The sequence below is a fragment of the Geodermatophilus sp. CPCC 205506 genome (assembly GCF_051383635.1).
GTDB lineage: Bacteria > Actinomycetota > Actinomycetes > Mycobacteriales > Geodermatophilaceae > Geodermatophilus.
On sequence record NZ_JALPKP010000040.1, the window covers coordinates 22,149 to 42,570 of the forward strand.

Annotated in this window: 22 protein-coding genes; 20 read left to right on the forward strand and 2 right to left on the reverse strand. The window is 73.3% G+C overall.

Going from position 1 to position 20,422, the window contains the following annotated elements; translation table 11 throughout:
* The first annotated feature begins 113 nt into the window (after nt 1–113).
* The 18 genes from rho to MY520_RS20575 all read left to right on the forward strand — a co-directional run bounded on the left by rho (nt 114) and on the right by MY520_RS20575 (nt 15,940).
* The gene (rho, locus tag MY520_RS20490) at nt 114–2,399 is read left to right on the forward strand and encodes a transcription termination factor Rho (RefSeq protein ID WP_436694418.1); all 2,286 of its coding nucleotides are present in this window, start codon (nt 114–116) and stop codon (nt 2,397–2,399) included.
* A gap of 141 nt (nt 2,400–2,540) precedes the next feature.
* The gene (rpmE, locus tag MY520_RS20495) at nt 2,541–2,765 is read left to right on the forward strand and encodes a 50S ribosomal protein L31 (RefSeq protein WP_436694419.1); all 225 of its coding nucleotides are present in this window, start codon (nt 2,541–2,543) and stop codon (nt 2,763–2,765) included.
* A 109-nt stretch (nt 2,766–2,874) separates the two neighbouring features.
* Nucleotides 2,875–3,954, forward strand: a complete 1,080-nt coding sequence (gene prfA / locus MY520_RS20500; RefSeq protein WP_436694420.1) for a peptide chain release factor 1 — start codon at nt 2,875–2,877, stop codon at nt 3,952–3,954.
* A 14-nt stretch (nt 3,955–3,968) separates the two neighbouring features.
* A complete protein-coding gene (gene prmC, locus MY520_RS20505) occupies nt 3,969–4,811 on the forward strand; it encodes a peptide chain release factor N(5)-glutamine methyltransferase (RefSeq protein WP_436694451.1) in 843 nt (280 codons plus the stop codon).
* The gene (locus MY520_RS20510; protein WP_436694421.1) at nt 4,808–5,467 is read left to right on the forward strand and encodes an L-threonylcarbamoyladenylate synthase; all 660 of its coding nucleotides are present in this window, start codon (nt 4,808–4,810) and stop codon (nt 5,465–5,467) included. The genes prmC and MY520_RS20510 overlap by 4 nt, the downstream gene beginning before the upstream one ends.
* 169 nt (nt 5,468–5,636) lie before the next feature.
* Nucleotides 5,637–6,908, forward strand: a complete 1,272-nt coding sequence (locus MY520_RS20515) for a glycosyltransferase family 4 protein (RefSeq protein WP_436694422.1) — start codon at nt 5,637–5,639, stop codon at nt 6,906–6,908.
* Nucleotides 6,905–7,357: a hypothetical protein gene (locus tag MY520_RS20520; protein WP_436694423.1), complete on the forward strand. Its 453-nt coding sequence runs from the start codon at nt 6,905–6,907 to the stop codon at nt 7,355–7,357. The genes MY520_RS20515 and MY520_RS20520 overlap by 4 nt, the downstream gene beginning before the upstream one ends.
* Nucleotides 7,358–7,497: 140 nt before the next feature.
* Complete coding sequence (locus tag MY520_RS20525; protein WP_436694424.1) at nt 7,498–7,722, forward strand: hypothetical protein; 225 nt, start codon at nt 7,498–7,500, stop codon at nt 7,720–7,722.
* Nucleotides 7,719–8,546 (forward strand): F0F1 ATP synthase subunit A, encoded by an 828-nt coding sequence (gene atpB, locus MY520_RS20530; RefSeq protein WP_436694425.1) that lies wholly within the window; start codon nt 7,719–7,721, stop codon nt 8,544–8,546. Before MY520_RS20525 ends, atpB begins: the two co-directional genes overlap by 4 nt.
* Before the next feature lie 66 nt (nt 8,547–8,612).
* Nucleotides 8,613–8,846, forward strand: a complete 234-nt coding sequence (atpE, locus tag MY520_RS20535; protein WP_163480575.1) for an ATP synthase F0 subunit C — start codon at nt 8,613–8,615, stop codon at nt 8,844–8,846.
* Nucleotides 8,847–8,895: 49 nt separating this feature from the next.
* A complete protein-coding gene (locus MY520_RS20540) occupies nt 8,896–9,474 on the forward strand; it encodes a F0F1 ATP synthase subunit B (protein WP_436694426.1) in 579 nt (192 codons plus the stop codon).
* On the forward strand, nt 9,474–10,346 hold the full coding sequence (locus tag MY520_RS20545; RefSeq protein WP_436694427.1) for a F0F1 ATP synthase subunit delta: 873 nt from the start codon (nt 9,474–9,476) through the stop codon (nt 10,344–10,346). Before MY520_RS20540 ends, MY520_RS20545 begins: the two co-directional genes overlap by 1 nt.
* 73 nt (nt 10,347–10,419) lie before the next feature.
* Nucleotides 10,420–12,057, forward strand: a complete 1,638-nt coding sequence (atpA, locus tag MY520_RS20550; RefSeq protein WP_436694428.1) for a F0F1 ATP synthase subunit alpha — start codon at nt 10,420–10,422, stop codon at nt 12,055–12,057.
* A 2-nt stretch (nt 12,058–12,059) separates the two neighbouring features.
* Nucleotides 12,060–13,022, forward strand: coding sequence for a F0F1 ATP synthase subunit gamma (locus MY520_RS20555; protein WP_436694429.1), 963 nt, complete (start codon nt 12,060–12,062; stop codon nt 13,020–13,022).
* Between the two features lie 73 nt (nt 13,023–13,095).
* The gene (gene atpD / locus MY520_RS20560; RefSeq protein ID WP_436694430.1) at nt 13,096–14,532 is read left to right on the forward strand and encodes a F0F1 ATP synthase subunit beta; all 1,437 of its coding nucleotides are present in this window, start codon (nt 13,096–13,098) and stop codon (nt 14,530–14,532) included.
* Between the two features lie 245 nt (nt 14,533–14,777).
* Nucleotides 14,778–14,957 carry a hypothetical protein gene (locus MY520_RS20565; protein WP_436694431.1) on the forward strand — a complete coding sequence of 60 codons (180 nt, stop codon included), beginning with the start codon at nt 14,778–14,780 and terminating at the stop codon, nt 14,955–14,957.
* Between the two features lie 153 nt (nt 14,958–15,110).
* Nucleotides 15,111–15,500, forward strand: coding sequence for a F0F1 ATP synthase subunit epsilon (locus MY520_RS20570; RefSeq protein ID WP_436694432.1), 390 nt, complete (start codon nt 15,111–15,113; stop codon nt 15,498–15,500).
* Between the two features lie 38 nt (nt 15,501–15,538).
* Complete coding sequence (locus MY520_RS20575; RefSeq protein WP_436694433.1) at nt 15,539–15,940, forward strand: DUF2550 domain-containing protein; 402 nt, start codon at nt 15,539–15,541, stop codon at nt 15,938–15,940.
* 59 nt (nt 15,941–15,999) lie between these two features.
* On the opposite strand, the gene MY520_RS20580 is transcribed toward MY520_RS20575, so the two are convergent.
* Nucleotides 16,000–16,614, reverse strand: a complete 615-nt coding sequence (locus tag MY520_RS20580; RefSeq protein WP_436694434.1) for a cob(I)yrinic acid a,c-diamide adenosyltransferase — start codon at nt 16,612–16,614, stop codon at nt 16,000–16,002.
* An 80-nt stretch (nt 16,615–16,694) separates the two neighbouring features.
* Here MY520_RS20580 and murA point away from each other — a divergent pair, with 80 nt between their 5' ends.
* A complete protein-coding gene (murA, locus tag MY520_RS20585; protein ID WP_436694435.1) occupies nt 16,695–17,975 on the forward strand; it encodes a UDP-N-acetylglucosamine 1-carboxyvinyltransferase in 1,281 nt (426 codons plus the stop codon).
* On the opposite strand, the gene MY520_RS20590 is transcribed toward murA, so the two are convergent.
* A complete protein-coding gene (locus tag MY520_RS20590) occupies nt 17,972–18,292 on the reverse strand; it encodes a hypothetical protein (protein WP_436694436.1) in 321 nt (106 codons plus the stop codon). The two genes, murA and MY520_RS20590, sit on opposite strands and share 4 nt — an antisense overlap.
* A gap of 95 nt (nt 18,293–18,387) precedes the next feature.
* Between MY520_RS20590 and MY520_RS20595 the strand changes: the two genes are divergently transcribed.
* Nucleotides 18,388–20,421 carry a methylmalonyl-CoA mutase family protein gene (locus tag MY520_RS20595; RefSeq protein ID WP_436694437.1) on the forward strand — a complete coding sequence of 678 codons (2,034 nt, stop codon included), beginning with the start codon at nt 18,388–18,390 and terminating at the stop codon, nt 20,419–20,421.
* Nucleotide 20,422: the final 1 nt, after the last annotated feature.

Genomic DNA, 20,422 nt, shown 5'->3' on the forward strand with positions numbered 1-20,422 from the left:
CTCGCACCCACTCGATCCCGTTCTCTCCCCTGTCCTCACACAGGCCGGGCGGGGAGGAACCGGGTCACCCCCTGCGCTTATAGGCGCAGGTCTCCGCAGGGAAGGACCTGTACGTGAGCGAGACCACCGACCTCGTCACCGCGCCGCAGGGCGCTGAGAACGACGAGGCACCTGCCGCTTCTGGGACGACGGGCCGTACCCGTCGCCGCGGCAGCGGGCTGTCCGGCATGCTGCTGCCCGAGTTGCAGCGCCTGGCGGCCGAGCTCGGCATCTCCGGCACCGGCCGGATGCGCAAGGGCGACCTGGTCGCCGCCATCTCCGCCCGCCAGGTGGGCGGAGATGGCGCCAGCAACGCGCCCGCCGACGTCGCTCCGACCGCCGGGATCCCGGCCGCCCGCGGTGCCGACACCGCCCGCGGTGTCGCCGCCACGGCCGAGCCGCTCGAGGCCCCGGTCAGCGGCGGCGCGAACAGCGGCCCGGTGACGGCGCCCGCCACCGGTGCGACCGAGGCCGCGCCGCGGCGCCGCCGGGCTGCCAGCCGCCCCGCCGGTGCGCCGGCGGCCGAGAGCACCACGCCCCCGGCCGAGAGCACTGCGCCCCCGGCCGAGAGCACCGCGCCGGCGGTCGAGAGCACCGCGCCGGCCGGCGAGGTCACTCCGGCGGCCCCGGCCACCCCCGAGCCGCGCCTCGAGGCGCCCGCCGCCGAGTCCGCGCAGGTCGCGGCTCCGGCCCCGGCTCCCGAGAGGACCGAGGGCGAGCGCACCGACGGCGACCGCGCCGAGGGTGACCGCCCGCAGCGCAGCCGTGACCGTGGCGAGCGCACCGGCCGCACCCGCGGCGAGCGTGACGGCAGCCGCACCGACCGCGACGGCGGTGACCGCGCCGAGCGCGGCAGCCGCCCGGAGCGCGACGGCGGCGAGCGCCCCACCCGCGACGGCGGTGAGCGCCCCACCCGCGACGGTGGCGACCGGGCCGAGCGCGGCAACCGCGCCGACCGGGACGGCAACCGCCCCGACCGCGACGGCAACCGTGGCCAGGACCGCAACGACCGCGGCCCCGAGCGCGGCGGCCGGCCGGACAACCGCACCGACACCCGCGACAACCGGAACGACCGGAACGACCGGGGCAACGACCGTCCCGACGAGGACGACGACGACTTCGAGGGCGGCCGCGGCCGCCGCGGGCGCCGGTACCGGGACCGCAACCGCCGCCCCAACGGGCGCGAGCGCTTCGAGCCGAACGAGCCCACGGTCAGCGAGGACGACGTCCTGCTGCCGGTCGCGGGCATCCTCGACGTGCTGGACAACTACGCGTTCGTCCGCACCTCCGGGTACCTGACCGGGCCGAACGACGTCTACGTCTCGCTGTCGCAGGTGCGCCGCTACGGCCTGCGCCGCGGTGACGCCATCACCGGCGCCGTCCGGCAGCCGCGCGAGGGCGAGCGCAAGGACAAGTACAACGCCCTGGTCCGGCTCGACACCGTCAACGGCCTGGACCCCGAGCAGGCGCGGCAGCGTCCGGAGTTCACCAAGCTGACCCCGCTCTACCCGCAGGAGCGCCTGCGGCTGGAGACCGAGCCGCACCAGCTGACCACCCGGGTCATCGACCTGGTCATGCCGATCGGCAAGGGGCAGCGCGCGCTGATCGTCAGCCCGCCCAAGGCCGGCAAGACGATGGTGCTGCAGTCGATCGCCAACGCGATCACGACGAACAACCCCGAGTGCCACCTCATGGTCGTCCTCGTCGACGAGCGGCCCGAGGAGGTCACCGACATGCAGCGCTCGGTGAAGGGCGAGGTCATCGCCTCGACCTTCGACCGGCCGCCGTCGGACCACACCACGGTCGCGGAGCTGTCGATCGAGCGGGCCAAGCGCCTGGTCGAGATGGGCCACGACGTCGTCGTCCTGCTGGACTCCATCACCCGCCTGGGCCGTGCCTACAACCTGGCGGCCCCCGCCAGCGGGCGCATCCTCTCCGGCGGTGTCGACTCCACGGCGCTGTACCCGCCCAAGCGCTTCCTGGGTGCGGCCCGCAACATCGAGAACGGCGGCTCCCTGACGATCATCGCCTCGGCGCTGGTCGAGACCGGCTCGACGATGGACACGGTCATCTTCGAGGAGTTCAAGGGCACCGGTAACGCGGAGATCAAGCTCGACCGCCGGCTGGCGGACAAGCGGGTCTTCCCGGCCGTGGACGTCAACGCGTCGGGCACGCGCAAGGAGGAGATCCTCATGTCGCCCGACGAGCTGGCCATCGTCATCAAGCTGCGCCGGGTGCTCGCCGCCCTGGAGCCCCAGCAGGCCCTCGAGCTGCTGCTGGACAAGCTCCGGAAGACGCGGAACAACATCGAGTTCCTCATGCAGATCCAGAAGACGACGCTCGGCCCCGGCAACGACTGACGACGGGGCCACGTGCCCGCCCTCCGGCGGGGCTCGCGGATCAGGGATACTGGCCGACCGAGCCCCGCTGCGCGGCCGGAATGACCGGCCGGCCGCCGGCGTTCGACTGACCAGTTCGGCACAGACTGCAGAAGAGGCGATATGAAGCCCGGAATCCACCCCGAGTACCACACCACCACGGTGACCTGTGGCTGCGGGAACACCTTCACCACCCGCAGCACCGCGCCCGGCGGTCAGCTGACCGTCGAGACGTGCTCCGCCTGCCACCCCTTCTACACGGGCAAGCAGCGGATCCTGGACACCGGCGGCCGCGTCGCCCGGTTCGAGAAGCGCTTCGGCAAGCGCGGCGCGACCGCAGGCAAGTAGCACCCCCGACGGCGCCCGTCCCACCTCGTGTGGGGCGGGCGCCGTCGTCGTGTCCAGCCCCACCCCCGTCGGTTTCCGCGGAAACCGCCACCTCCCGGAGTGACCCCTGTTGAGCAGCTCCACCGAGGCCGCACCCGACCGCCTGTCCGGTCTGCTCGCCGAGCACGCCGCCCTCGAGACCGAGCTCGCCGACCCCGCCGTGCACACCGACGCCGCCCGGGCCCGCCGGCTCGGCCGCCGCTACGCGCAGCTGGCCCCGCTCGTGGAGACCGCGCGGGTCCTGGACGCCGCCCGGGACGACCTCGCCGCCGCCCGCGAGCTCGCCACCGAGGACTCCTCCTTCCTCGACGAGGTGCCCGGCCTGGAGGAGCGGGTCGCCGAGCTCGAGGACCGGTTGCGCGAGCTGCTCCTCCCCAAGGACCCCGACGACGACAAGGACGTCATCCTCGAGATCAAGGCGGGGGAGGGCGGCGCGGAGTCGGCCCTGTTCGCCGGCGACCTGCTGCGCATGTACCTGCGCTACGCCGAGCGGCGCGGCTGGTCGGCCGAGGTCATCGACGCCGTCGACGCCGACCTGGGCGGGTACAAGGACGTCGCGGTGGCGATCAAGTCGCGCACCGACGAGGGCATCTGGTCGCGGCTGAAGTTCGAGGGCGGGGTGCACCGGGTCCAGCGGGTGCCGGTCACCGAGAGCCAGGGGCGCATCCACACCTCTGCCGCCGGCGTGCTCGTCCTGCCGGAGGCCGAGGAGGTCGACGTCACCGTCGACCCGAACGACCTGCGCATCGACGTCTTCCGGTCGTCCGGCCCCGGCGGTCAGAGCGTCAACACGACCGACTCCGCCGTACGGATCACCCACCTGCCCACCGGCATCGTGGTCAGCTGCCAGAACGAGAAGAGCCAGCTGCAGAACCGCGAGTCCGCGTTGCGGATCCTGCGCTCCCGGCTGCTGGCCGCCGCCCGCGAGGAGGCCGCCGCCGTGGCCAGCGACCAGCGGCGCAGCCAGGTCCGCACCGTCGACCGCAGCGAGCGGGTGCGCACGTACAACTTCCCGGAGAACCGGATCTCCGACCACCGGGTGGGCTTCAAGGCGCACAACCTCGACGCCGTGCTCGACGGCGAGCTCGACCCGGTCATCGACGCGCTGACCCGCGCGCACAGCGCCGAGCTGCTGGCGGCCGGCTCCTGAGCGCCCGCGCGCTGCTGACCGACGCCGCCCGGCGGCTGGCCGAGGCCGGCGTCGAGTCCCCGCGGGTGGACGCCGAGCTGCTGCTCGCCCACGTCCTCGGCGTGCCCCGCACCCGGCTGCTGACCCTCGACCGGGTGCCCGGCGACGCGGCGACCCGGTTCGCCGACCTCCTGGACCAGCGAGCCGGCCGGGTGCCGCTGCAGCACCTCACCGGCCGCGCTCCGTTCCGCCATCTGGAGCTGGCCGTCGGTCCCGGCGTCTTCGTCCCGCGCCCGGAGACCGAACTGCTCGTCGAGTGGGCGCTGGCCCGCCTCGCCGGGCTGCCCGAGCCGGTCGTCGTCGACCTCGGGGCCGGGTCGGGGGCCATCGCGCTGTCGCTCGCGCACGAGCACCCGGGCGCCCGGGTGACCGCCGTCGAGCGCGATCCCGGCGCCGTCGAGTGGACCCGCCACAACGCCGCCGCCCGCCGGCAGGCCGGGGACACCCCGGTCGAGGTCCTCGCCGGGGACATGACCGACCCCCGGCTGCTGGCCGGCCTCGACGGCGCCGTCGACCTGGTGGTCTCCAACCCGCCCTACGTGCCCGACGGCGCCCGGGTGCCGCGCGAGGTCGCCGACCACGACCCGCCGCTGGCGCTGTGGGGCGGCCCCGACGGGCTCGACGTCGTCCGCGGGCTGCTGCGCACGGCGGCGCGGCTGCTCCGCCCTGGCGGGCACCTCGGCGTCGAGCACGCCGACCAGCAGGGGAGCGCGCTGCCGGTGCTGGTGCGCGGGCACGGGGGCTTCACCGGCGTCGCCGACCACCCCGACTTGGCCGGCCGGCCCCGGTTCACCACGGCCCGCCGCGCGGGGGGATGACAGACTCCCGCCTCGTGGCCGACGTCTACGACTGCTCCGACCCCGACGCCCGCGCCGCCGGACTCGACGCCGCCGCGGCGGCGATCCGCGACGGCCGGCTGGTCCTGCTGCCCACCGACACCGTCTACGGGGTCGCCGCCGACGCCTTCAGCCCCGAGGCGGTCATGTCGCTGCTGGCGGCGAAGAACCGCGGCCGGACGATGCCGGTCCCCGTGCTCATCGGCGAGGCGTCCACGCTGGGCGGGCTGGTGCTACGCACCCCCGAGGTCGCCCTGCGGCTGGCCGAGTCGTTCTGGCCCGGCGGGCTCACCCTCGTGCTCGAGCACGCACCCTCGCTCGCCTGGGACCTCGGGGACGCCGAGGGGACCGTCGCCGTCCGGTTGCCGGACGACGCCGTCGCGCGCGACCTGCTGCGCCGCACCGGCCCGCTCGCCGTCTCCAGCGCCAACCGTTCCGGCCGGCCCGCCGCCACCACCGCGGACGCCGCAGTCGCCCAGCTGGGCCTGCAGGCGGCCGTGGTCCTCGACGGCGGGCCGCGGCAGGACTCCCGGCCGAGCACGATCGTCGACTGCACCAGCCCCACCCCGCGGGTGCTGCGGATCGGTGCCGTCCCGCTCGAGGAACTGCGCGAGGTCGTGCCCGAGCTCACCGACTGAGGGGCGGCCGCGCCTGCGCGATGCCGGTCGGCGGGCGTCCGGAGCGATACCGTGGGGCGACAGACCGTCGTCGAATCCGGGAGTCCCGCCGCGATGAGCACGCCGTCCTGGAGTCCCGACACCGATCGGACGCCTGTGGACGCGGCCTCCCTCGACCCGGCCTGAGCCCATGCGCGAGTACGTCATCGTCCTGCTCACCGCGGCGCTGGTCACCTTCCTGACCACGCCCGTGGTGCGGGCGGCGGCGGTCCGGCTGCGCATGATGGCGGCCCCTCGCGAGCGGGACGTGCACGTCATCCCGACCCCGCGCGGCGGCGGGGTGGCGATGTACCTGGGCGTCGCCGCGGCGATCCTGGTGGCGACCCGGCTGCCGGCGCTGCAGCGCACGTTCGAGGACTCGCAGACGGCGGCCGTCCTCGCGGCCGGGGGCCTGATCTGCGCGCTCGGCGTGCTCGACGACAAGTGGGGCCTGGACGCGCTGACCAAGCTCACCGGCCAGATCGCCGCGGCCGGCGTCATGGTGCTGCTCGGCGTGCAGCTGGCCTTCGTCTTCCTGCCGGTCGCCGACATCGGCACCCTGTCGCTGGGGCCGAGCATCGGCGTCCCGCTGACCATCCTGCTGACCGTCCTCACGGTCAACGCGCTGAACTTCATCGACGGCCTCGACGGCCTGGCGGCGGGGGTCTCCGCGGTCGCGGCGCTGGCCTTCTTCGCCTACAGCTACAACCTCGGCCTGGTCGGCTACGACGAGGTCGCCAGCGCTCCCGCGCTGATCACCGCCGTCCTCGCGGGGGCCTGCCTGGGCTTCCTGCCGCACAACTTCAACCCGGCGCGGATCTTCATGGGCGACTCCGGCTCGATGCTGGTCGGGCTGATGCTGTCCGCGGCCGCGGTGAGCGCGACCGGGCGGGTGGACCCGCAGTCGTTCGACTCCGCGGCCAGCCTGCTGCCGCTGGCCCTGCCGCTGCTCGTTCCGTTCGCGGTCCTGTCCATCCCATTCATCGACCTCGTGCTGGCCGTCATCCGGCGCACCCGCCGCGGGCGGTCGCCGTTCTCGCCGGACAAGATGCACCTGCACCACCGGCTGCTGGCCATCGGCCACTCGCACCGCCGCGCGGTCCTCGTCATGTACTTCTGGGCGGCCCTGCTGTCCTTCGGCGCGGTCGCGCTCTCCATCACCGGGGGGACGGCGGAGCTGCTGGTGGCCATCGGCGTGCTGCTCGTCGTCGGCGTCATCGTCGTCCTCAGCCCCCGGGCCCGCCGCGCCGCCCGCGAGGCACGCGCCGCGGAGCTGGTCGTCCAGCGCGAGCGCAGCCGGGCCGACCACCCCACCGCGCGCGCCTCGCGCGCCGCCACGTCGACCACGACCCCAGGCCGGTCACCCGACCCGGCCGCCGAGCCGTCCCCCCGGGCGGCAGGGGCGGGACAGGGAGTCCGATGACCGCCGATCCGCACACCGAGGTCCCCTGGGACCTCTCCTTCCTCCGCGTGGGAGCGCTGGTCACCGCGGGGCTCACCGCCGTGGCGGTGCCCGTCGCCGGCCTGCTGGGAGGTTGGGACGACGCCCTGGCGGTCCTCGTGGGCGCGGTCGTGGTCACCTTCTTCTTCGCCGTCTCCGGCCTGGTCATCGCCTGGGCCGGGCGCCACGGCGAGGCCTTCACGCTGCCCGCGGCACTGGGGTCGTTCCTGGTGAAGATCTTCGTCCTCGCCGCGGTGCTCCAGGCGCTCCCGGCCGACGGGTGGGTCGACCGCCGCACGCTCGCCTGGGCGGTCATCGCCGGCGCTCTGCTGTGGAGCGTGGTCCAGCAGCGATGGGTCTGGACCCGCCGGCTCTACTACGTCCAGCCGCCCGCGCCACCCACGTCCGGGCGAACCCTCCCGCCGCCGTAAAGCGCCCCGACACGCGGCTGATAGTGTCCCGACCGATGGCCGAGGCACGCTCTCCTCAGGGGGGATCTCGACCCCGACCTGCAACGACCACCGACCGTCAGCCCAGCGGGGCCGACATCGGCTGGGGGATCACCGGGACGATGCTCTCCGGGATCATCGTGTGGGGCGGGGCCGGGCTGCTGCTCGACCGCTGGTGGGGCACGAACTTCGTCGCCCTGATCGGCGTTCTCCTCGGCCTCACGGTGGCCATCTACCTGGTGGTCGTCAAGTACGGCGCCGTGCCCCCGGCCGAGGGGGGCGGGCGCACCGGCTCCACCCGGGGCGGGCGCAACAGCCCGCCCAGGACGCAGAAGGGACAACGGTGACCTCCAGCGCCCTCGCGCTCGCCGACGTGCTCGCCGCCGAGGGTGGCGGTGACGGCGGCTTCCAGTCTCCGACGATCGCGGAGTTCTACCCGACCCCGATCTTCGAGTTCTCGGTCCTGGGCATCGACTTCTCGATCACCCGGATCACGATCATCCTGTGGATCGCCACCGCCGCGATCCTCGTGCTCCTGGTGCTGGCCGCCCGCAAGGCGTCGATCGTGCCGGACAAGCTGCAGTACATCGGGGAGAGCGGCTACTCGCTCATCCGCGACGGCATGGCCCGTGACGTGATCGGGCCCAAGGGGCTGCCCTTCGCGCCGTTCCTGGCGTCGCTGTTCTTCTTCATCCTCGCGAACAACTTCATGAGCATCGTCCCGTTCGCGCAGATATCGCCGATGTCGAAGTTCGCCTTCCCGCTCGTCCTGGCCGTGATCGTCTGGGTGCTCTACAACTACATCGGCATCCGCGAGCAGGGCGCCGGGCGCTACTTCAAGGACGCCGCGATCCCGCCGGGTGTGCCGGCCGCCGCGCTGATCCTCGTCACGCCGATCGAGCTGCTCCAGGTCTTCGTCATCCGGCCGTTCACCCTGGCCGTCCGGCTCTTCGCCAACATGTTCGCCGGCCACATGCTGCTGGTGGTCTTCTCCCTCGGGGCGGTCTACCTGCTCACGGCGGGCGGCATCTTCCCCATCTTCGGCGTGGCCTCGTTCGTCATGGCGCTGCTCATGACGTTCTTCGAGCTGCTCGTGATCGTGCTGCAGGCCTACGTCTTCACCGTGCTCACGGCGACCTACCTCAACGGCGCCGTCGAGCCCGCTCACTGACCGCACCACCCCCAGCCAGCCGCCCGGGACCATCCCGGGCGACCGACACAGGAGGAAAACCTCGTCATGGACCTCGACGTCCTCGCAGAGCTGACCGGCAGCATCGGCTCGGTTGGTTACGGTCTCGCCGCGATCGGCCCGGGCATCGGTGTGGGCATCGTCTGGGCCGCCTACATCCAGGCGACCGCCCGGCAGCCCGAGTCCGCCGGCCTGACCCGCACCTACGCCTTCCTCGGTGCCGCCCTCTCCGAGGCGCTGGCGCTCATCGGCCTGGTCGTGCCCTTCATCTTCGGTCAGTGAGTCCGGCGCTGCCGGTTCGCATCCCATCTGACGTAGGGACGGAACGAGCATGAGTGTCCTGGCCGCGGAGTCGACGAACCCGCTGCTCCCCCCGCTGGGGGAGATCATCATCGGGACGATCACCTTCGCCATCGCGTTCTTCGTGCTGGCCAAGTTCGTGTGGCCGCGCTTCGAGCAGGTCTTCCGGGCTCGCCGCGAGGCGATCGAGGGCGGCATGGAGCGGGCCGAGGCGGCGCAGGCCGAGGCCAAGGCCGCGCTCGAGCAGTACCGCGCGCAGCTGGCCGAGGCCCGCACCGAGGCGGCCCAGATCCGCGACCAGGCCCGCGCCGAGGGCCAGCAGATCCTCGAGGAGCTGCGGGCCCAGGCCCAGCAGGAGTCCGCGCGGATCGTGGCCCGGGGCGAGGAGCAGCTGGCGGCCTCCCGCCAGCAGGTCGTCAACGACCTGCGTGGCCACATCGGGCAGCTCGCCGTCGACCTGGCCGGCCGTGTGGTCGGGGAGTCCCTCGAGGACCAGGCCCGGCGCAGCGGGACCGTCGACCGGTTCCTCGACCAGCTCGACGGCATGGCCGGCAGTTCGCCCGACGGCCGCTCCGGCAGCTCGGTGTACGCCCCGGAGGGCAACCGCTGATGGATGCCTCCAGCCGGCAGGCGCTCGCGCAGGCGCGCGAGCGCCTGACGGAGCTCACCCGGCCCGCGTCGGGGCTGCTCGAGAAGGCGCGGGACCGCGTCACCGGGCAGCCGCGGGCGGTCTCCGGAGACGAGCTGCTCGGCCTCGCCGAGGAGCTGTTCGCCGTCGCCCACCTGCTGGACCAGCAGGTCTCGCTGCGTCGCGCGCTGTCCGACCCGTCGGGCAAGCCCGCCGACCGCGCGGCCCTGGTCGGCCGGGTCCTCGGCGGCAAGGTGTCCGGGGCGACCCTCGACCTCGTGGAGACGGTGGCCCGGCAGCGCTGGTCGCGTCCGCTGGATCTCGTCGAGGCGACCGAGGCCCTGGCCACCGACGCCGCGCTCGACGCCGCGGACGTGCGCGGGGAGCTCGACGGTGTGGAGGACGAGCTGTTCCGGTTCGGCCGGATCGTCGCCGCGGACCCGGGGCTCTCGCGCATCCTCGGCGACCGCGCCGCGCCGGCGACGGGCAAGAACGCGCTGCTGGACCAGCTGCTCGCGCGGCGGGTCAGCCCGGTCACCGCGCTGCTGCTGCGCCGGCACCTCACGATCCGGCACACCGGCAACGCCGAGAACGTGATCGAGCGGCTGTCCGAGGCGGCCTCCGGCCGCCGCGGCCAGTCGGTCGCCCGCGTCACCAGCGCCGTTCCGCTGACCCCGGCGCAGGAGCGCCGGCTGACCGACGTGCTCAGCCGCCTCTACGGACGCTCGATCGCGCTGCAGGTCAGCGTGGACCCGAGGATCCTCGGCGGGCTGGTGATCCGCGTCGGCGACGAGGTCATCGACGGCAGCGTCGCCCACCGTCTCGAGGACGCCGGCCGGCGTCTGGTCGGCTGAGGCCGACCCGCCCGGCTCCCGAGCCCCCAGTCCAGCAGACAGACACGACCCCGCAGGGAAGAGGACGGACCCCATGGCCGAGCTGACGATCTCCGCTGACGAGATCCGCAGTGCCATCCAGAACTACGTCACCGAGTTCTCCCCGGACGTCAACCGGGAAGAGGTCGGGATCGTCACCGAGGCCGGCGACGGCATCGCCCGCGTCGAGGGCCTGCCCTCGGTCATGACGAACGAGCTGCTCGAGTTCGAGAGCGGCGTCCGCGGACTGGCGCTGAACCTGGACGTGCGCGAGGTCGGTGTCGTCGTCCTCGGCGACTACTCCGGCATCGAGGAGGGTCAGCAGGTCCGCCGCACCGGCGAGGTCCTGTCGGTCGCGGTCGGCGACGGCTACCTCGGCCGGGTCGTCGACCCGCTGGGCAACCCGATCGACGGCGCCGGGCCGATCGCCACCACCGGGCGGCGTGCCCTCGAGCTGCAGGCCCCCACCGTGGTGCAGCGGCAGTCGGTCAAGGAGCCGCTGCAGACCGGCATCAAGGCCATCGACGCGATGACGCCGATCGGCCGCGGCCAGCGCCAGCTGGTCATCGGTGACCGGCAGACCGGCAAGACCGCGATCGTCACCGACACGATCATCAACCAGAAGGAAGCCTGGGCCACCGGCGACCCGCAGCAGCAGGTCCGCTGCATCTACGTCGCGGTCGGACAGAAGGGCTCCACCATCGCCGCCATCCGCGCCGCCCTCGAGGAGGCCGGCGCGATGGAGTACACGACCATCGTCGCCGCGCCGGCGTCGGAGGCTGCGGGCTTCAAGTACATCGCCCCCTACACCGGCTCGGCCATCGGCCAGCACTGGATGTACGAGGGCAAGCACGTCCTCATCGTCTTCGACGACCTGTCCAAGCAGGCCGAGGCCTACCGCGCCGTCTCGCTGCTGCTGCGCCGTCCGCCGGGCCGCGAGGCATACCCCGGCGACGTCTTCTACCTCCACTCCCGCCTGCTGGAGCGCTGCGCGAAGCTCTCCGACGACCTCGGTGCCGGGTCGATGACCGGCCTGCCGCTGGTCGAGACCAAGGGCAACGACGTGTCGGCGTACATCCCGACCAACGTCATCTCGATCACCGACGGGCAGATCTTCCTCGAGACCGGTCTGTTCAACTCCGGTGTCCGCCCGGCCATCAACGTCGGCATCTCGGTGTCGCGCGTCGGCGGCTCGGCACAGATCAAGGCCATGCGGTCGGTCGCCGGGCGGCTGCGGCTGGACCTCGCCCAGTTCCGTGAGCTCGAGGCCTTCGCCTCGTTCTCCTCGGACCTCGACGCCTCGAGCCGGGCGACCCTCGAGCGCGGGCAGCGCCTCGTCGAGCTGCTCAAGCAGGGCCAGTACTCGCCGTTCCCGGTGGAGCGGGAGGTCGTCTCGCTCTGGCTGGGCACCACCGGCAAGCTCGACCGGGTGCCGGTGTCGGAGGTCCGCCGGTTCGAGGCGGAGTTCCTCGACTTCGTCGCCCGCGGCGACACCGGCATCTACGACGAGATCCGGCAGAGCCGGGTGCTCGGCGACGACGCCGTCGGCAGCCTGGAGTCCGCGGTGGAGGAGTTCTACCGCCAGTTCCAGACCTCCGACGGCGAGACGCTGCACCTCAACGAGCCCGATGCCGAGGCCATGGACGCGTCCCAGCGCGGCCAGGAGCGCGTCCAGGTCAAGCGGAGCGCCTGAGCATGGCCAGCAACCTCCGCGCGCTGCGGCGCCGGATCCGCTCCACGAAGTCGACGAAGAAGATCTTCTCGGCGCAGGAGCTGATCGCCGGTGCCCGCATCGTGCGCGCCCAGGCCCGGGTGGAGGCGTCCAAGCCCTACGCCCGGGAGATCACCCGGGTGCTGTCGGCGCTGGCGTCCTCGGCGTCGCTGGACCACCCGCTGCTCACCGAGCGGCAGAACCCGCGCCGTGCGGCGGTCCTCGTGATCACCTCCGACCGCGGCTTCGCCGGGTCGTACAACGTCAACGTGCTGCGCCGCACCGAGGAGCTGCTCTCGCTGCTGCGCCAGGAGGGCAAGGAGCCGGTCCTCTACGTGGTGGGCCGGAAGGGGGAGACCTACTACTCCTTCCGTCACCGCCAGATGGCCGACACCTTCACCGGCTTCTCCGAGCAGCCCACCTACCCCGACGCCCAGCGCGTGGGGGAGGAGCTGATCGCCGCCTTCACCGCCGGTGAGGACGACGCGGAGGCCGGTGAGCGCATCGAGGGCGTGGACGAGCTGCACATCGTCTACACCGAGTTCCGCTCGCTGCTCGCGCAGGTCCCGGTCGCCAAGCGGATGGCCCCGCTGGAGGTCGAGGAGGTCGAGGAGTTCGACTACGAGCGGGAGGACCGGGAGCACGGTGTCGCCAACGACACCGGGGTGCCGACCTCCTACGAGTTCGAGCCCTCGCCCGACGCGCTCCTCGACGCGCTGCTCCCGAAGTACGTCACGACGCGCATCTTCGCCGCGATGCTCGAGTCCGCGGCGTCGGAGTCGGCGTCGCGGCGGCGCGCGATGAAGTCGGCGTCGGACAACGCCGAGGAGCTGGCCAAGAACCTCTCGAGGCAGGCCAACCAGGCCCGCCAGGCCGAGATCACGCAGGAGATCAGCGAGATCGTCGGCGGTGCCGACGCGCTCGTGTCGGCCGGCGCCGACGACTGACCCCCACCCCGCTCCGGCGGGGCCATCGAAGACGCGACAAGCAAGCGAGCCCGAGGGCAGGAGAGCAGTACAGATGACCGTCACCGAGGACCGTCCGACCACCCAGACGACCGGCCGCGTCGTCCGGGTCACCGGGCCGGTCGTCGACGTCGAGTTCCCGCGCGACGCGATGCCCGACCTGTTCAACGCCCTGAAGGTGGAGGTCACCCTCGCCGACCTGGGCAAGACGCTGACCCTCGAGGTCGCCCAGCACCTCGGCGACAACGTGGTCCGCACCATCTCGATGGAGCCCACCGACGGCCTGATCCGCGGTGCCGAGGTCCGGGACACCGGCACCGCGATCTCCGTGCCCGTCGGCGACATCACCACCGGGCACGTGTGGAACGCCCTGGGCGAGTGCCTGGACACGCCCGGCTACGGCGCGGACGCCCCGCGGTGGACGATCCACCGGCACGCGCCGCGGTTCGACCAGCTCGAGGGCCGCACCGAGATGCTGGAGACCGGCATCAAGGTCATCGACCTGCTCACGCCGTACGTGGCCGGCGGGAAGATCGGCCTGTTCGGCGGTGCCGGCGTGGGCAAGACGGTGCTGATCCAGGAGATGATCCGCCGGGTCGCCCAGGAGTTCGGTGGCGTGTCGGTGTTCGCCGGCGTCGGTGAGCGCACCCGCGAGGGCAACGACCTCATCACGGAGATGACCGAGTCCGGCGTCATCGAGTCCACGGCCCTGGTGTTCGGCCAGATGGACGAGCCGCCGGGTACCCGCCTGCGGGTCGCGCTGTCGGCGCTGACGATGGCGGAGTACTTCCGCGACGAGCAGAACCAGGACGTGCTGCTCTTCATCGACAACATCTTCCGGTTCACCCAGGCCGGCTCCGAGGTCTCCACGCTGCTCGGCCGCATGCCGTCGGCCGTGGGTTACCAGCCGACGCTGGCCGACGAGATGGGGGAGCTGCAGGAGCGGATCACCTCGACCCGCGGCCACTCGATCACCTCGCTGCAGGCGATCTACGTGCCGGCCGACGACATCACCGACCCGGCGCCGCACACGACCTTCGCCCACCTCGACGCGACGACGGTGCTCTCCCGGCCGATCTCGGAGAAGGGCATCTACCCGGCCGTGGACCCGCTGGACTCGACCAGCCGGATCCTCGACCCGCAGTACGTCGGGCAGGAGCACTACTCGGTGGCCCGCGAGGTGCAGCGGATCCTGCAGCGGTACCAGGAGCTGCAGGACATCATCGCCATCCTCGGCATCGACGAGCTCTCCGAGGAGGACAAGGTCACCGTCAACCGGGCCCGGCGCATCGAGCGGTTCCTCTCGCAGAACATGTTCGTGGCCGAGGCGTTCACCGGTCAGCCGGGCTCCTTCGTGCCGCTGGCGGAGACGCTGCAGGCGTTCAAGGCGCTCGCCGACGGCGACTACGACCACGTCCCCGAGCAGGCGTTCTTCATGTGCGGTGGACTCGAGGACCTCGAGCGCAACGCCGACAAGCTGAAGAAGGGCTGAAGAAGGACCCCCCTGCAGGGACCCGCCGTTCGCGAGCTCGCGGCGGGTCCCTGCAGGGGGGCCGCGATGACGGCCGGGCCCCGCACGGGAGCCCGGCCGTTCCGCGTGTCGGGCCGGGAGTGTGGGGTAGTCCACCTCTGCCGGTGGCACGAGGACCCTGGTGCGTGCGGCCGGGAGCGCGGGATGCTCCGGCCGACGGACAGCAGGCAGGCCCGGAACAGCCCGGGCGACATGGGAGACGACGAGTGGACGGCACGACCGAGACCAGGCCGGACGGCGGCGACTGGAGCTGGCCGCCCTCGGCCGGGATCCCGTACACCAGCGGTCGCCCGTACGTCACCGAGCGCTGGGCGCCGGCGTCGACGGTCCACCGGCCCTGGGTCCGCGTGGGCCGCTGGACCCTGCTCTACCGCCGCGGCGTGTAGGAGGACCCCCTCCTCCCCACCCCTCGCGAGCTGGGGGCGGTGCCCGGGAGGGGGCCTGGGCGCCCGCGCCGTTAGAGTGGGCTCGACCCGTCGCCGTGTCCGCCCCGGATGCGGCGGCTCCGCACCGCCCGGCGGTGGACCCCGAGGAGTGTCGTGGCGACCCTGCAGGTCGAGTTGGTGGCCGTCGAGCGGCTGATCTGGTCCGGCGAGGCCAGCATGGTCATCGCCCGCACCACAGAGGGCGAACTCGGCGTCCTGCCCGGGCACGCGCCGCTGCTCGGTGAGCTCGCGCCCGGTGGTGTGGTCACCATCCGCACCACCGAGGGCGAGGACCTCGTCGTCGCCGCCCACGGCGGCTTCCTCTCGGTCACCCAGCGGGGCGTGTCCATCCTCGCCGAGACCGCGGAGATCTCCTCGGAGATCGACGTGGAGCGCGCCCGCGAGGCGCTGCGCCGCGCCGAGGACAGCGGCGACGACGCCGAGGCCCTGGCCGCCGCCCGTCGCGCCCAGTCGCGGCTGCGCGCCGCCGGTCAGGACGCCTGAGCCAGCACCGCTGACCCCTCGATGCGCCGGCCCGCAGGATGACCACCGCACTGCTCGTCCTGGCCGGCGTGCTGGTCGTCGCCCTGGTCGTGGCCTTCCTCCTGCGCCGGCGCTTCCTGCTCTCCGGGCTCGGCGCGGTCACCATGTGGCTGCGCCCGACCGGTTCGACCCGCTGGTCGGTGGGGGTGGCCTGGTACGGCGGAGACGCCCTCCTCTGGTACCGGGCGGTGTCGCTCTCGGTCCGGCCGCAGCAGCGGCTGTGCCGGGCGGAGTTCCGGGTGGGGGAGCGGCGCCGCGCCCGTCCGGACGACGTCGCGCTGCCGCCCGACGTCGTCGTCCTCTCGTGCGCCACCGCCGCGGGACCCCGCGAGCTGGCGATGGACCCCTCGACGGTGACCGGCTTCCTCTCCTGGGTGGAGTCCGCGCCGCCGGTTCGCTGACCGGCCCCTCCACGGCACCGCTGCGAGCTGGCGAGGAGTGGGGAGGAGGGGGTCCTTCGTCAGTCGCCGGCCGGCTCCGCGGCCGCGCGCTGGGCGTGCGCCCCGCTGTGCGCACCGGGCTCCCACAGCACGTCGCCGCCGGGGTTGGCCACCCGGGCGAGGATGAAGAGCAGGTCCGACAGGCGGTTGAGGTAGCGCGCCGTCTCGGGGTTGGTGCGCTCCCCGTCTGCCTCCGCCAGCGCCCAGACGCTGCGCTCGGCCCGCCGGGTGACCACCCGCGCCTGGTGCAGCAGCGCGGCCAGGGCCGTGCCGCCGGGCAGGATGAAGCTGTCGAGCTTCGGCAGCGTCTCGTTGTGGCTGTCGCAGGCCGCCTCCAGCCGCTCGGTGTAGGCGGCGGTGATCCGCAGCGGCGGGAACTGGGGGTCGGGCGTGATGGGGGTGCAGAGGTCGGCGCCGACGTCGAACAGGTCGTTCTGCACGCTGCGCAGCAGCTCGGCGACCTCCGGGGACGGGGACCCCAGCGCCAGGGCGACGCCGAGCACGCTGTTGGCCTCGTCGACGTCGGCGTAGGCGACCAGCCGCGGATCGGTCTTCGCGACCCGGCTCATGTCGCCCAGGTGCGTCTGACCGGCGTCGCCGGTCTTCGTGTAGATGCGGGTCAGCCGGACGGTCATGCCCGCGAGCCTAGAAGAAGGACCCGCTGCCCCCCACCGCTCGCGGGGGACCCTGCAGCGGGCCCCCGTAGGGTGACCGGGTGGAGTGCTTCGAGGTCACCGGTGGCACCGCGCTGACCGGACGTGTGCGGGTCACCGGCGCCAAGAACAGCGCGCTCAAGCTCATGGCCGCCGCCCTGCTCGCCTCGGGGCGCACGACCATCGACGAGGTCCCCGACATCCTCGACGTGGCGATCATGAGCGAGGTGCTCCGCCGGCTCGGCTGCGACGTCAACTACGAGCGCCACCCGCACGGGCGCGGCGGCGGGCGGGTGGTCGTCGACGTCCCGGAGGAGCCGGCCACCGAGACCGACTACGACCTCGTCCGGAAGATGCGCGCCTCGATCAGCGTCCTCGGCCCCCTGGTGGCCCGCTGCGGCTCCGCGCGCGTCGCGCTGCCGGGCGGGGACGCCATCGGCTCCCGCGGTCTGGACATGCACATCTCCGGCCTCGAGCGGCTCGGCGCCCGGATCGAGAGCGAGCACGGCTTCCTGGTGGCCACCGCGCCGCGGCTCACGGGCACCTCGATCTGGCTGGACTTCCCGTCGGTGGGCGCCACCGAGAACCTGGTCATGGCCGCGGTGCTCGCCGAGGGCGCCACGGTCATCGACAACGCCGCCCGCGAGCCGGAGATCGCCGACCTCTGCGCGATGCTCGCCGCGATGGGGGCGCAGATCGAGGGTGCGGGCACCTCGACGATCACCGTCGAGGGCGTCTCGTCGCTCAAGCCCGTCACCTACACCACCGTCCCCGACCGGATCGTCGCCGGCACCTGGGCGATCGGCGCGGTGATGACCCGCGGCGACGTCGTCATCGAGCGGGCCGTCGCCGACCACCTCACCGTGGCGCTGGACAAGCTGGTCGACGCCGGCGCGCACGTCGAGCCGCTGCCCGACGGCCTCCGGGTGGCCATGGACGGCCGGCCGCGCTGCGTGGACGTCGTCACGCTGCCCTACCCGGGCTACCCGACCGACCTGCAGCCGATGGCGGTCGCGCTGGCGGCGGTCTCCACCGGAACCGCGCTGATCACCGAGAACGTGTTCGAGGGCCGGTTCATGTTCGTCAACGAGCTGGTCCGGCTCGGCGCCTCCGTGCGCATCGACGGGCACCACGCCGTCGTCCGGGGCCGGGAGCGGCTCTCCAGCGCGCCGGTGCTGGCCACCGACATCCGCGCGGGCGCCGGGCTGGTGCTCGCCGGCCTGGTCTCCGACGGCGTCACCGAGGTGCAGGACGTGCACCACGTCGACCGGGGCTACCCCGACTTCGTCGAGCAGTTGCGCGGCCTCGGCGCGCAGATCGAGCGGGTGCAGAAGCCCTACTAGCCGGCGGGGAAGGACGCGGCGAGCTGCCGCGCCCGCTCGGCGTCCTCGGGGAAGACCAGCACCTCGGCGCGGTGCGCTGAGGGGAAGCGGACCGTGGACCGGATGCCGGCGTCGGAGAGGACCGCGCGCAGGGCCAGCGCCGACTCCCGCCGGGACAGCGTGGCCACGCGGGTGAGCAGCCCGTCGTCGGACGGCGGACGGCGGGGCTCGTCGGGCCCGAACGCCCAGCGCAGGAACAGCGCCAGCAGGGCCAGGACGGCGAACGCGATCACCGGCCCGACCAGATAGTGCAGGCTGCTGCCGACTCCCAGGGGCATGGGCGGGCCTCCTCCCGGCCCCTGCGAGTGTGCCACCGCAGCCCGCCGGAGGGGCCGTTCCTACTCGCCGGTAACCGCGCCTAGACTCCGCTGGCATGCCGTTCCCGACGTCCCCGGACGAGCGTGACCGCCCCTGGGTCATGCGCACCTACGCGGGCCACTCGTCTCCTGCCGAGTCCAACGCGCTGTACCGGCGCAACCTGGCGAAGGGCCAGACGGGCCTGTCGGTGGCCTTCGACCTGCCCACGCAGACAGGCTACGACCCGGACGACGAGCTCGCGGTTGGTGAGGTCGGCAAGGTCGGGGTGCCGGTCACACACCTCGGGGACATGCGCGCGCTCTTCGACGGCATCCCGCTGCGCGAGATGAACACGTCGATGACGATCAACGCCACCGCGATGTGGCTGCTCGCGCTCTACCAGGTCGTGGCCGTGGAGCAGGCGGAGCGCGCGGGCACCGATCCGGACGAGGTCCTGGCCACGCTCGCCGGCACGACCCAGAACGACATCATCAAGGAGTACCTCTCGCGCGGGACCCACGTCTTCCCGCCCGGGCCGTCGATGCGGCTGACCACGGACGTGGTCGCGTACACGGTGACGGCGATGCCGACGTGGAACCCGGTCAACATCTGCAGCTACCACCTGCAGGAGGCCGGGGCGACGCCGGTGCAGGAGATCGCCTACGCGATGAGCACCTCGATCGCCGTCCTGGACTCGGTGCGCGACTCCGGGCAGGTGCCGGAGGAGCGCTTCGGCGAGGTCGTCGCGCGGATCTCCTTCTTCGTCAACGCGGGCGTCCGCTTCGTCGAGGAGATGTGCAAGATGCGGGCCTTCACCCAACTCTGGGACGAGCTGACCCGCGAGCGGTACGGCGTCCAGGACGCCCGGCAGCGGCGGTTCCGCTACGGCGTGCAGGTCAACTCGCTGGGGCTGACGGAGGCGCAGCCGGAGAACAACGTCCAGCGGATCGTGCTGGAGATGCTCGGCGTCACCCTGTCCCGCGATGCCCGTGCCCGCGCCGTCCAGCTGCCCGCGTGGAACGAGGCGCTCGGCCTGCCGCGGCCGTGGGACCAGCAGTGGTCGCTGCGGCTGCAGCAGGTGCTGGCCCACGAGACCGACCTGCTCGAGTACGAGGACCTGTTCACCGGCTCGGTCGTCGTCGAGGCGAAGGTGGCGGCGCTGGTCGAGGGCGCCCGCGCGGAGATGGCGCGGGTGGCGGAGATGGGCGGGGCGGTGGCCGCGGTCGAGTCCGGCTACATGAAGGGCCGGCTCGTGGCCTCGCTGGCCGAGCGGCGCCGCCGGATGGAGAGCGGCGCGGACGTCGTCGTCGGGGTCAACCGGTTCGAGGCCACCGAGCCCAACCCGCTGCTGGCCGACCTCGACGCCGCGATCCAGACCGTCGACCCGGCGGTCGAGGCCGCGGCCTGCGCCTCGGTGCGCGAGTGGCGGGCCGGGCGCGACGACGAACGGGTGACGCGGGCCCTGGACCGGCTCCGCGCCGCCGCCGGCACCGACGAGAACCTCATGGCCGCCACCCTCGAGTGCGCCCGCGCCGGCGTGACGACGGGGGAGTGGGCCGGGGTGCTGCGCGGGGTGTTCGGCGAGTACCGGGCGCCCACCGGCGTCGCGGCGGCCGCCGGCGGAGCGGACGACGGGACGCTGGCGCAGGTGCGCGAGCGGGTCCGGGCCACCGGCGAGGAGCTCGGCGGGCGGCTGCGCCTCCTGGTCGGCAAGCCCGGCCTGGACGGGCACTCCAACGGGGCCGAGCAGATCGCCGTCCGGGCGCGGGATGCCGGCTTCGAGGTCGTCTACCAGGGGATCCGGCTGACCCCGGCGCAGATCGTGTCGGCCGCCGTCCAGGAGGACGTGCACGTCGTCGGGCTCTCGGTGCTGTCCGGCTCGCACCTGCAGGTGGTGCCGGCGGTGCTCCGCGGGCTGCGGGAGGCCGGGCTGGACGACGTCCCGGTGGTGGTCGGCGGCATCGTGCCCGACGCCGACGCCCGCCGGCTGCGCGAACAGGGCGTGGCCCGCGTCTTCACCCCGAAGGACTTCGGGCTCACCGACATCATGGGCCAGATCGTCGACGTCGTCCGCGCGGCCCACGGCCTCGACGCGCGGGTGCCGGCCTGAG